13 protein-coding genes are annotated in these 8,957 nt (G+C 59.0%); 3 read left to right on the top strand and 10 right to left on the bottom strand.

Annotation, left to right across the window (positions count from 1 at the left end):
• From K410_RS0101290 to K410_RS0101275, 4 genes are all read right to left on the bottom strand, one after another.
• The coding region (locus tag K410_RS0101290) for an IS3 family transposase (protein ID WP_028133154.1) at positions 1-270 on the bottom strand (270 nt) is incomplete at its 3' end.
• A 27-nt stretch (positions 271-297) separates the two neighbouring features.
• A complete protein-coding gene (locus tag K410_RS0101285; RefSeq protein ID WP_028133153.1) occupies positions 298-546 on the bottom strand; it encodes a hypothetical protein in 249 nt (82 codons plus the stop codon).
• 67 nt (positions 547-613) lie between these two features.
• Positions 614-976: a hypothetical protein gene (locus tag K410_RS0101280; RefSeq protein ID WP_028133152.1), complete on the bottom strand. Its 363-nt coding sequence runs from the start codon at positions 974-976 to the stop codon at positions 614-616.
• Between the two features lie 72 nt (positions 977-1,048).
• Complete coding sequence (locus tag K410_RS0101275; protein ID WP_049819878.1) at positions 1,049-1,999, bottom strand: restriction endonuclease; 951 nt, start codon at positions 1,997-1,999, stop codon at positions 1,049-1,051.
• A 187-nt stretch (positions 2,000-2,186) separates the two neighbouring features.
• On the opposite strand from K410_RS0101275, the gene K410_RS0101270 reads away from it, so the two are divergent.
• Complete coding sequence (locus tag K410_RS0101270) at positions 2,187-2,654, top strand: hypothetical protein (protein ID WP_155253179.1); 468 nt, start codon at positions 2,187-2,189, stop codon at positions 2,652-2,654.
• Positions 2,655-2,695: 41 nt separating this feature from the next.
• On the opposite strand, the gene K410_RS0101265 is transcribed toward K410_RS0101270, so the two are convergent.
• The 6 genes from K410_RS0101265 to K410_RS0101235 all read right to left on the bottom strand — a co-directional run bounded on the left by K410_RS0101265 (position 2,696) and on the right by K410_RS0101235 (position 8,020).
• The gene (locus K410_RS0101265; protein ID WP_155253178.1) at positions 2,696-3,367 is read right to left on the bottom strand and encodes a hypothetical protein; all 672 of its coding nucleotides are present in this window, start codon (positions 3,365-3,367) and stop codon (positions 2,696-2,698) included.
• 56 nt (positions 3,368-3,423) lie between these two features.
• Complete coding sequence (locus tag K410_RS0101260) at positions 3,424-3,714, bottom strand: hypothetical protein (RefSeq protein ID WP_155253177.1); 291 nt, start codon at positions 3,712-3,714, stop codon at positions 3,424-3,426.
• Positions 3,715-4,233: 519 nt separating this feature from the next.
• A complete protein-coding gene (locus K410_RS0101250) occupies positions 4,234-5,307 on the bottom strand; it encodes a relaxase/mobilization nuclease domain-containing protein (RefSeq protein WP_028133146.1) in 1,074 nt (357 codons plus the stop codon).
• Positions 5,304-5,822 (bottom strand): plasmid mobilization protein, encoded by a 519-nt coding sequence (locus K410_RS0101245; protein WP_049819876.1) that lies wholly within the window; start codon positions 5,820-5,822, stop codon positions 5,304-5,306. Before K410_RS0101245 ends, K410_RS0101250 begins: the two co-directional genes overlap by 4 nt.
• Positions 5,823-6,237: 415 nt before the next feature.
• A complete protein-coding gene (locus K410_RS0101240) occupies positions 6,238-7,224 on the bottom strand; it encodes a ParB/RepB/Spo0J family partition protein (RefSeq protein ID WP_049819875.1) in 987 nt (328 codons plus the stop codon).
• Positions 7,214-8,020, bottom strand: a complete 807-nt coding sequence (locus K410_RS0101235) for a ParA family protein (protein WP_245269309.1) — start codon at positions 8,018-8,020, stop codon at positions 7,214-7,216. The genes K410_RS0101240 and K410_RS0101235 overlap by 11 nt, the downstream gene beginning before the upstream one ends.
• 185 nt (positions 8,021-8,205) lie before the next feature.
• On the opposite strand from K410_RS0101235, the gene tnpA reads away from it, so the two are divergent.
• Positions 8,206-8,607: an IS66-like element accessory protein TnpA gene (gene tnpA / locus K410_RS0101230; RefSeq protein WP_028133142.1), complete on the top strand. Its 402-nt coding sequence runs from the start codon at positions 8,206-8,208 to the stop codon at positions 8,605-8,607.
• Between the two features lie 23 nt (positions 8,608-8,630).
• Positions 8,631-8,951 carry an IS66 family insertion sequence element accessory protein TnpB gene (gene tnpB / locus K410_RS0101225; protein ID WP_433994191.1) on the top strand — a complete coding sequence of 107 codons (321 nt, stop codon included), beginning with the start codon at positions 8,631-8,633 and terminating at the stop codon, positions 8,949-8,951.
• The last annotated feature ends 6 nt before the right edge of the window (positions 8,952-8,957 follow it).

Genomic DNA, 8,957 nt, shown 5'->3' with positions numbered 1-8,957 from the left:
AATGTCGCGTTCCATCCGCAGCCGCTCGTTCTCCTGGCGCAACACGGCGAGTTCCGAAGCCTGGTCCGCCGACATCGGCGTCGCCTGCGTGGTGGGGCGCCACGCCGCCGATGCCGGCTCGCGCCGGAGCTTATCGACCCAGCGCCGCAGCACTGAGTCGCGCAGACCGAGCTCCTTGGCTACCGACCCGATCGAGCGGCCGCTCGACACCACCAACCCCGCCGCCTCGCGCTTGTACTCTTCAGTAAACGACCGACGTGCACGTTCCATTCAACACCTCCAGGCTCAACGAGCCTACTACAGGTGTCCACTCATTCGGAGGAAGTTCACTGACTTATCTGCTCGGTGCTTAGCCCACGAGAAGAAAACGGCGTCGCCCTCGTCGGTCTTTTGACCAGCCTCCCAGCCTCTCGGAACAAAATGCGCTACCTTCGAGGTCTTGGCAAATATTTGCTCGGCCGTTTCGCCCGTTTGCGAGCGCCACGTAGACTTCACCTTGTCGGCAAGGGATTTGTCATCTGCATGCAGGTCGATGGTCGACAGCAAGAGAAAGAGACTCGTTAGAACTAGTGATCGCACCGAAGGTCCTTCCCCAGCCAACCGCCTCTTGCCGCTACGCCGGATTGACTGCGTCCCAAATCGTGCCGAACCCGAAACCGATGACGAGACCGGCCGGGTAGAACCAAACGTCATGCGGGTCAGGGGCAGCATACCGCAACAGCGCCAACACGCCCGCACTCGCTATTACTGCAACAGATGCCGTCATCGCCTGTCGTGTCCATTCCTTTGCCTCCTGCACAAAGAAGCCAACAAGCATCCCGATGACAAAGCCCAGTAGCACGGCGCCAACAATCGCAACCGCGTCTCTGTTAAACCACTCAAAGACTAATGCGGCTATCCCGAACACCGTTAAGCCTATCCCGAACCCGAACGCTCGCCGCCTTTCCTGTTTGTCCTTCGTTGCTTTGCCCGTCATTCTACCCCTATCCGTCGCTGTTTCATGGCTTGATGTTCGGGTTTATCCGTACAGCCGCCCGTCCTGCGCCCTTCATGAGAAGGTCGGAGCTTCAGCGTGCCAACCCAAGAGAGACTGCATGTCGACTAAAATAAGCTTGTCTGACAGTTGAGCGGACTCAATAGCTTCCTCCGTAAAGGTGGATGTCGTGACGACATAACCACGCAGAGCGTTCTGCTCTTCAATTACTCCCTTGAATTGTTGGATGGCCGGACGACCCACCCTGTTCTCGGTCGCGTTTCGCTTGCATTGGACGATCATCAGCCCTTCAGGGTGGATAGCAAAACCATCAACACCAAAGTCGTTTGACTTCCGCGTTACCCATGCCTCAAAACCCGCAGCGTCGAAGAAACTCATCGTATGGCGCTCGAATAGAAACGGGTCCATGCCGAGTAGGCAAGCCCGCAACGCCGCTTCCTCTGGCGGAACAGAAAAGCGGGTCGGGTCCATCGGCTGCTCTTTCATCGCGGTCTTCATTTGTGTGCTAGTACGCCGCAAACGCTGATCTTCGACTATGGCGTCAATGATTTCAGCAATGTGAGGTCGCGCCTCTGGGTTAGTAACGACCGCCTCGATTATCGAAGTGATGCCTGCCGCCCCGAGAAAGATGAGCAGTAAAACCGGAACGCCAAGAGCACCGCCGAACGCCGCAATACCCGCCGCGTGTCCCCCGACCAAGGGAATGGCGGCCAAGGTCGCGGGCAAAGCGATTTTCATCGGCAACGGAAGGTCCGAGTTGCGGTAATTTGAAACGGCCTCAGAAACGCTCTTCGCAATCGCCACGATTGCGGTTCGCGAGGAAATCAGCGAGTTCAGCTTCCTAAATTTGTCAATCGGTCGAAGATCACTAGCAACGACAGCGCGAGACTCGCTTAGCCATTGAATGGCAAGCACCCGATCCTCGGCCCGAGTCGTATGTTTAATCGCTGAAGCAAATCGGCCCACAAGCCACTTCTTAATGCCTTCTGTAATTGCGTCGAACATAGCCGCGTCCTAAGGTAGTATGACTAAATTTATATCAGCCCTATGCCTTGGCCAAGGGAATCATATGAGAGCTATATTCGCCCTTTTACTGCTGATCGTTGCTCCCACTGTCGCAAGTTCGGAAGACGCTTCGGCCCCTAGCCGGATCGACAGTATAACTAAATCAGCGCGAGACATGATGCCCGCCATGCCCTCACTTCCGTCCGTTTCGCTGCCGTCAATGCCTGATCTCTCGCTGCCAGACTTTTCGGACGCGACTGGCAAGATGATGACAGAATTCAACACTTTTACGCAACAGGTCGGCGATGCTTTGCCAATACTCGAACAGATGGGCTATGAGGTTACGACGTTTAAGGTCACCTGGGCACTTCCACCAAAGGCTCGGCTTCGACTGAAGTCGAATGGAAACACTGACATTCAGAAGGTGAATGCTATTGCCGCGAGGGCGACCGGCGGCGGGGTGTTGGTCTCCGCCCTAATCACAAGCGCCGCGACGGCAAAACGCATCCAAAGCACGATGCGCCTCGGTGCTGCCTATCTCGACGTAGACTTCGCGGTTCCGCCGCGGGTGAGCATGAAGTTTGTGAGCGCCAAGGCAAACGAAAAGGACGAAGCCCTTCGTGATACTGACGAACTGGAGATCGCCTGCAAGTAGGTCTGGGGCACGGCATTGGCTGGCTTGGCGAGCATTGCGCGCTATATCTCGTTGTCGTGGCCTCGAGTCAGAAAGGTCGTCCTGTGCAGGCCAAACCTCTTCTTAGCCATCGCGAGCATTTCTTCGTGTTGCCAAAGGAATCCCGGCACGACGGTTAGAGCGACGTTTATGGTTTGCATTTCGTCGTCGAAGTCGGCGGCGCACCAACTAAGTTCGTCTTCGGACCAGAGACGGGAGTGCTTGGCAATCGAAGTCAGATGTCCGGAACTCGCTATATATTCGCCCCACACTTCGGCCACTGCGTGCATTTGCTGATTAGTTTCGTGCCCGCGTTCAGAGATAGCGCCGACCATGCTCGCTCTGTAGAAATGAAATAGCCGCCGATGCTTCAACTCCGCAGCCTTGGGGATTTCTGGCTCACTTTCTTGCGTCGGAGGATACTTATCAAACAACTTAGCCGTAGCCCTGCCAAATTCCGCGTAAGTGGTCGGAACGCCTGCCCTCTCTTCTTTCTTGAGCCGCCGGAACATCTTCAGTTCAGACCGCGCGTTCTTAAATGCGACCAGCAGCATGGCCCGTTCTGCTGTGGCTTCCTTTGCAAGTCGCCTTCCGATCAAATCAATCAGAACTGGCAGGTCCAAATCAAATGACTGCGCGAAAAGCTCGCCTCGACTCGGCTCGCTCTTCTTTCCCCTTAGCCAACTGAATATCATCAGCCCCTCGCTGGCCCCGTGCTTCAGGGCTCCTCCCAGCTAATCAATTCACCATCTCATTCGGCCGTTGCTCTAATTGCTGATTTCGAGGTGACAAACAATGAGATCACGAGGCCGATGAAGGCCGCGACGAGAGCGCGGCTTACGACGGCTTCTAATGAACGGTCGTATTCTTGCTGAGCGTAAGCCAGGGTAAAATCAGAAAGGACAGAAAGCACCGTCGAAACCAAGGCACCAAGCATCACGGCGCGAACGCGACCTCCACCGTTGGAATTGATGCACCTTGCGACCAATGCCGCCACGGTAACGCTCAGAACAAAGCCAATAAGCAAGGAAACCATCGCCAACAATGTCCGCCCGCCACACGCGTCAAATCAACCTTGACTTGCTGAGAACGTAATGAGAACGTGGCGAACGGTCAATACGCGATGGGATGGGCTCGAAAGCGGAGAGCGCGGAAGTGGCGAGGTGGGTCTTTAGAACACGCGCGGGGTTGGCGCAGATTGTCCCGAATTCGATGGGCTACGATCTGGTGTTCGATGATGAAAAGTTAGAGCACCACGCTTCGCCGGGATCGGCGGCAGAGGCTCTCGCTAACGGCACATGTTTCTGGCCATCCGCCGGAGACCCGTCCAAGCTAGGTATCCCAGAAGATATCAGCGAATGGCAACGCGTCCTGTAACAAAAAAAGCCACCCACGGTCAGGATCGCGGCGTTGCTTTACTCGCCTTGAGGCTCTCGACAGTCGGTTTCAACGCCGCCAGCGCTGCGCGCCCTTGCTTGATTGTCTGGTTCGGGAGTCTCGGTTTGGGTTAGCTTAGCGTGCCTCGAAGGGTGGTCCGGAGCCGCCGCAGGCGCGGGCTCGATTATCTGGCCCGCTCATCACCTCGCGCTTCACCGCGCGGCTTGGCACTAACGTCCTGCTTTGCGTCTCGGCGCCGGATATTGGCGAGCTCCGCAAGCTCATTCTTCAGCTCATGACGTCGGGTTTCGACAGCAGGCATGTCGTTGACGAATTGCCGAACTTGACGAGCTAACTCGTGATCCGCTGCCACTCCGGAGCGCTGCAGCTCGGCGGCATAGTCGAGATAACGCCGCCGGATCGCCTCCTGACGTGACTTAATCTGTTCGTCCCAAGCGTGTTTGGCAGTCCTGCCGCCCCTGACCTCCGAAAGCACTTCCTTACGGGCGAGCCGGTCGACATCGGGTGTGATCTTTCGCTTGCGCATAGCGAGGACCGCCCCGCGGTCGGCCTTTCGAACCCGTCCGCGGGTTCGCCGCGGCGTGGCCTCGGCCGCGATCCCGCGAAGCCGGAGTTCGCCAGCAAACCGCTCCCGCCACGCCTGAAGATCCGCCTTGCGAGGGTTGAGGCGCTTGCCGTCGTGGCCGAGTGAGCGAACCGTCAAGTGCACGTGGGGATGCTTGTCATCGAGGTGCTGGACGAAGACGTAGTCGTGATTGTCGCCGAACGTCTCGATGGCAAATGCCCGGGCTGAATCCTTGACGGCCACGGCATCTGTGCCAGCCGGCATCGACAGAATGATGTTGATCGAAAGCGACCCATCGCGGCGTCGCTTATCGTCGAGGCCGGCATCATCCTCCCATTGCTGCTGCAGATCTTTCAATCCGGAACGACCCGCTAGGGTCGCCCCCTGCTCTGTTTCCGCATCAAGCTCGCCGTTTCGCGTGATGTATGCAAGGTGCGACTTGAGATGCGCCACGCCCTTGGTGCGGCCCGTGATCTTGACCATCACCTCCGGTGCTCGACGCACAATGCGTTCGAGCTTTGCACGCATCGCCGGCGTAAGGCGGCCGGGAGCGGCCGGATCGGGGATATCCCACTCCGCCCGCCGGGGGCGCCGATTGGGCGTTTCCCAGACATACGAGATCGGCGGAAGTTCGGAGACGAGGTCGGTCGGCCGCGCCGAGCGCCGGCTCATCGCCGTCCATCCCAATAATCCGCGTTGCCGTGCAGCGCACTACGTAGTCGCGCGAGCTCTGTTTCAATGACCAATTTAGCCTCTTGAATTGCGGATAGATCCGGCTCAACCGCCCTGCCCTGCAGCACGCTGGTGTTTGCAGCGCGCGCGATCTGGTTGATGTTGCCGCCGATCCGGTTGAGCTCGCGCACGATCGCACGAAGCGCCTCATGCTCGTTCGGGGAATGCTGTACAGGCGACCCCAACCGTGAACGCACCAGCGCGACAATCCAGCCGGTTCGCGTCATGCCGCGCTGATGTGAAACTTCAGCGAGCTGCCGCATCTCGCTCTCGCGAAATCGCACCGTCACCTTCTCCGGCCGTCCGACCGGCAACGCCAAGATGCGCGGCGCTGGTGCAGCGAGTGCATCAGCGATGAGACGCCGCAGCAACGCGGATTTTCCGCCCTGGGTAGCTGCAAGAACGGAGAACTGCGCCGCGACCTCGTCCGAGACGCGAAGCGAGATCAGAGCCATGCACTCCAATCCCAATCACGATGTAATACATCGCTGGCGCGAAGCCTATCCTGCACTAGAGAGCAAAAAAATCTGCCCCTTGATGTTGGTTCAAACCAACACTCTCTGCATTCAACGCTCGCCGCTGTGGAGCGATCGAGGGCCCCTGCCCTCTGTGCCACATTCCGCTCGCGGCGGTCCCTTGGCGAAGTAGGTATCGCAAATACCGATGCGCCGGCAAAGGAAACGAAGGCACTAACTAACACCGGCGATGTGGACCGCGACTTTCCAGCAGCCTGCGGCCTCTCTACGGCGCTATGGGGAGCGCGTTCGGCCTTCGGCTGCTGCGCTAACGCGCCATCCTTTGGATGGGAAAGTCGCTCCGTCGGCACACGCCGATAGTCTGTCTCGGCGGCAGCGAAAGTGTCGAACGAGTTCATCTCGACAGGATCTCCTCGATCGTGAGCGCCGACGCCGGAACTTCTTCTTCGTGGTCCGCGCCATCAACCAACACCAGAGCGTGACGGGAGCCCTGCGTCGCGAGCCGATCGATAACAAGCTGTCCGGCTCGGTTCTGATACCGAACCCTGATTGCCAGCGATGCTGCCGACCTCGATTGTGAAACGACGCGAGTTTTTGGCGGTTGATTCTCGGTTGCTGCTTCTCGGTCTTTCGCAGCGTTGCGTGGAAGCACTGCTTCCGGGAGGAAATCGGATTTTTCGGCTCGAGGTTGTCGAGCAGGCAATTCGTTCCGGGGATTGGCACGACCACCGTGCGCGCGCACATCCCGGGCCAGTTGCCGAGCCTGTGCGTCGGTAAAGCTGTCCTGCGTCGCGCATAGCCGCTCGATCTCGTCGGGGTGCGTGCGCCAGGCTTGGTAGAGTTCATAAAGAGCACGAATCGAACTGCCCTCAAGTCGCGCCCGAAGGAATTCCGGCATGCTTTGAACCGACGCGTAACGCGACACCCAGTCTCTTGGCTTGCCCAGCTTGCGCGAGATCTCCGCTTGAGTATCGCCGGCGTCCAACCGGTCAGCGATGAACCTCGCGATCTCGGCCGCGCGCAAATCATCGCGCTGGATATTCTCGATCATCTGAGCGTATCGGTCGGGTAAAGCGACGTCTTGAATGAATGCGGGCATTTCACGCAACCCCGCGCGCTGCGCCGCGCGGTACCGGCGCGCGCCCATGGCGATGACGTAGCGTCCATCCTCATTAGAACGGCGAAGCACGATGGGTTGCAGCACGCCATGCCCGGCAATCGATTGGGAGAGCTCCTCCAGTTCCGGTTCGCTGAAGTTGCGGCGTGGTTGATCGGGGTCTTCGTCAATACAGTCAATCGCGACCAAGAGCGGCCGCCCGGTTGCTGAGCCAGGGTTTGCCGCGACGTCGACGAGTTCCCTGAAGCTGAGATCAAGCGCCATTCGTGGTCTCCTGATCGAGCCGTTCTGCGATCTTGGCGAGAACTGCGCGGATTTCCCGACCTGCTTCTTGCGCCGAGCGACGCTTCAAGCTCCACACCGGCACCCGTTCCGCAACCGCTTCGGCATAGCCGTCCCGTGCAACAATCTGGCCTGGGAACACGTACTTGCCGGCTTCGCGCAACAACTGCTCCAAATGCACTCGTTGACGCGGCGACTTGGTGTTGAAGTTCGACGGCAGCAGGCCGAGGAATCGCGTGTCCTGACGACCGTACCGTCGTTGCACACCGATCACGGTCTGCATCAGGCCTTTAACGCCCTTTACGGAATAATCTTCCAGGTAAATCGGCGCCAACACATGCGAGGCGGCGACCAGGCAGGCGACGCTGCGAAGGCCAAGCGATGGCGGGGTGTCGATCACGCAGACATCGAACCGGTCGGCAACGTCCGCGAGATTCTGCTGCAGGGTCATGACGGCAGCAGCATTACCGCGGTCGATATCCGTCAAGGAACTGTCGGCCGGCGCCAGCGTGATGCCGTGGTTTTCACCAGCGACAAACCGGGTCGCAGGCTTGAAGAGATCGGCCGCCGAAATCGACCCTGTGTGCTGCTTGAGCGTGTCGGTAGCGTTGCCCTGCGCATCAACGTCGATCATCAGAACCCGGCGGCCAGCTTCCGCCATGAACCAGGCCAGATGCACGGCAAGCGTCGTTTTGCCGACGCCGCCCTTTTGATTGTTGATGACGATCGTATTCACCGGGTGGTCCTTGATGAAACCACCTGCGCCCGTTTCATCCATGTTCCTCCGAATTGTGCTTCGCCTACCGGCCCGGTCCTGATCAGACCGGCCTCTTCATCCTCCGTGTTGGTTTGAACCAACACCCGCTGCGGACCAGCGTACGCCTCCGACGGGGGCCGTCTTGCGTGAGGGGTGGCAATTCGCGAAGCGTGTGACCTTAAGTCTAACTTTAAGGTCATCAGGCGATGCGGGTCGAGGTTATGGGCGGGCTGGAGCGGCGGCGGCGTTGGTCGCAGGACGACAAGGCACGCATTGTCGAGGAGACGCTGGCACCGGGCGCGAAGGTAACGGAGGTTGCGCGGCGCAACGGAGTAGCGACCAGCCTGGTGTTTACCTGGCGTCGACAAGCGCGGACATCGGAACAAGTTGTACCATCTTTTACGCCGGTGCAGATCGCCGCCGTAGCGGCCTCGGCTGAAGAAACTGCGAAGCTTTTGCCTACGGTGGATGGCCGAGTTCGCTCGGCGGCAGCCGCGCGTACTGGATTGATAGAGATCGATCTCGGCAACCGTCGGTGCATCCGGGTGGATGCGCACGTCGATCCGGAGGCGTTGGCGCGGGTTCTCGATGTGCTTGGACGCCGATGATTGCTATACCGGGGAATGTGCGGGTGTGGCTCGCGACAGGCTACACGGATATGCGCCGAGGCTTTCCGTCTTTGGCACTCCAGGTACAGGAGGTGCTGCGCAAGGATCCGCTCAGCGGTCATCTGTTCGTCTTCCGGGGTCGCCGCAGCGATCTCGTGAAGGCGATCTGGCACGATGGCCAGGGAGCCTGCTTGTTCACAAAAAAACTCGAGAGAGGAAAGTTTATCTGGCCATCGGTTGCCGGTGAAGCGGTAACGATCTCGCCGGCGCAGTTGAGCTATCTGCTGTCCGGGATCGATTGGCGCAATCCGCAAGAAACCCAGCGGCCGACGCGGGTCGGATAGGTGTTT

Origin of the sequence: Bradyrhizobium sp. 22 (genome assembly GCF_000482425.1) — a bacterium.
GTDB classification, from domain to species: domain Bacteria; phylum Pseudomonadota; class Alphaproteobacteria; order Rhizobiales; family Xanthobacteraceae; genus Bradyrhizobium; species Bradyrhizobium japonicum_B.
The sequence above is the reverse complement of the archived record's forward strand: the minus strand, read 5'-3'. Positions and strand labels throughout refer to the sequence as shown.

Bases quoted from the DNA above. Each gene is read 5' to 3' on its own strand.
- K410_RS0101280 (WP_028133152.1), bottom strand. From the start codon at position 976: ATGACGGGCAAAGCAACGAAGGACAAACAGGAAAGGCGGCGAGCGTTC.
- K410_RS0101275 (WP_049819878.1), bottom strand. From the start codon at position 1,999: ATGTTCGACGCAATTACAGAAGGCATTAAGAAGTGGCTTGTGGGCCGA.
- K410_RS0101270 (WP_155253179.1), top strand. From the start codon at position 2,187: ATGCCCTCACTTCCGTCCGTTTCGCTGCCGTCAATGCCTGATCTCTCG.
- K410_RS0101265 (WP_155253178.1), bottom strand. From the start codon at position 3,367: ATGATATTCAGTTGGCTAAGGGGAAAGAAGAGCGAGCCGAGTCGAGGC.
- K410_RS0101250 (WP_028133146.1), bottom strand. From the start codon at position 5,307: ATGAGCCGGCGCTCGGCGCGGCCGACCGACCTCGTCTCCGAACTTCCG.
- K410_RS0101245 (WP_049819876.1), bottom strand. From the start codon at position 5,822: ATGGCTCTGATCTCGCTTCGCGTCTCGGACGAGGTCGCGGCGCAGTTC.
- K410_RS0101240 (WP_049819875.1), bottom strand. From the start codon at position 7,224: ATGGCGCTTGATCTCAGCTTCAGGGAACTCGTCGACGTCGCGGCAAAC.
- K410_RS0101235 (WP_245269309.1), bottom strand. From the start codon at position 8,020: ATGGATGAAACGGGCGCAGGTGGTTTCATCAAGGACCACCCGGTGAAT.
- tnpA (WP_028133142.1), top strand. From the start codon at position 8,206: ATGCGGGTCGAGGTTATGGGCGGGCTGGAGCGGCGGCGGCGTTGGTCG.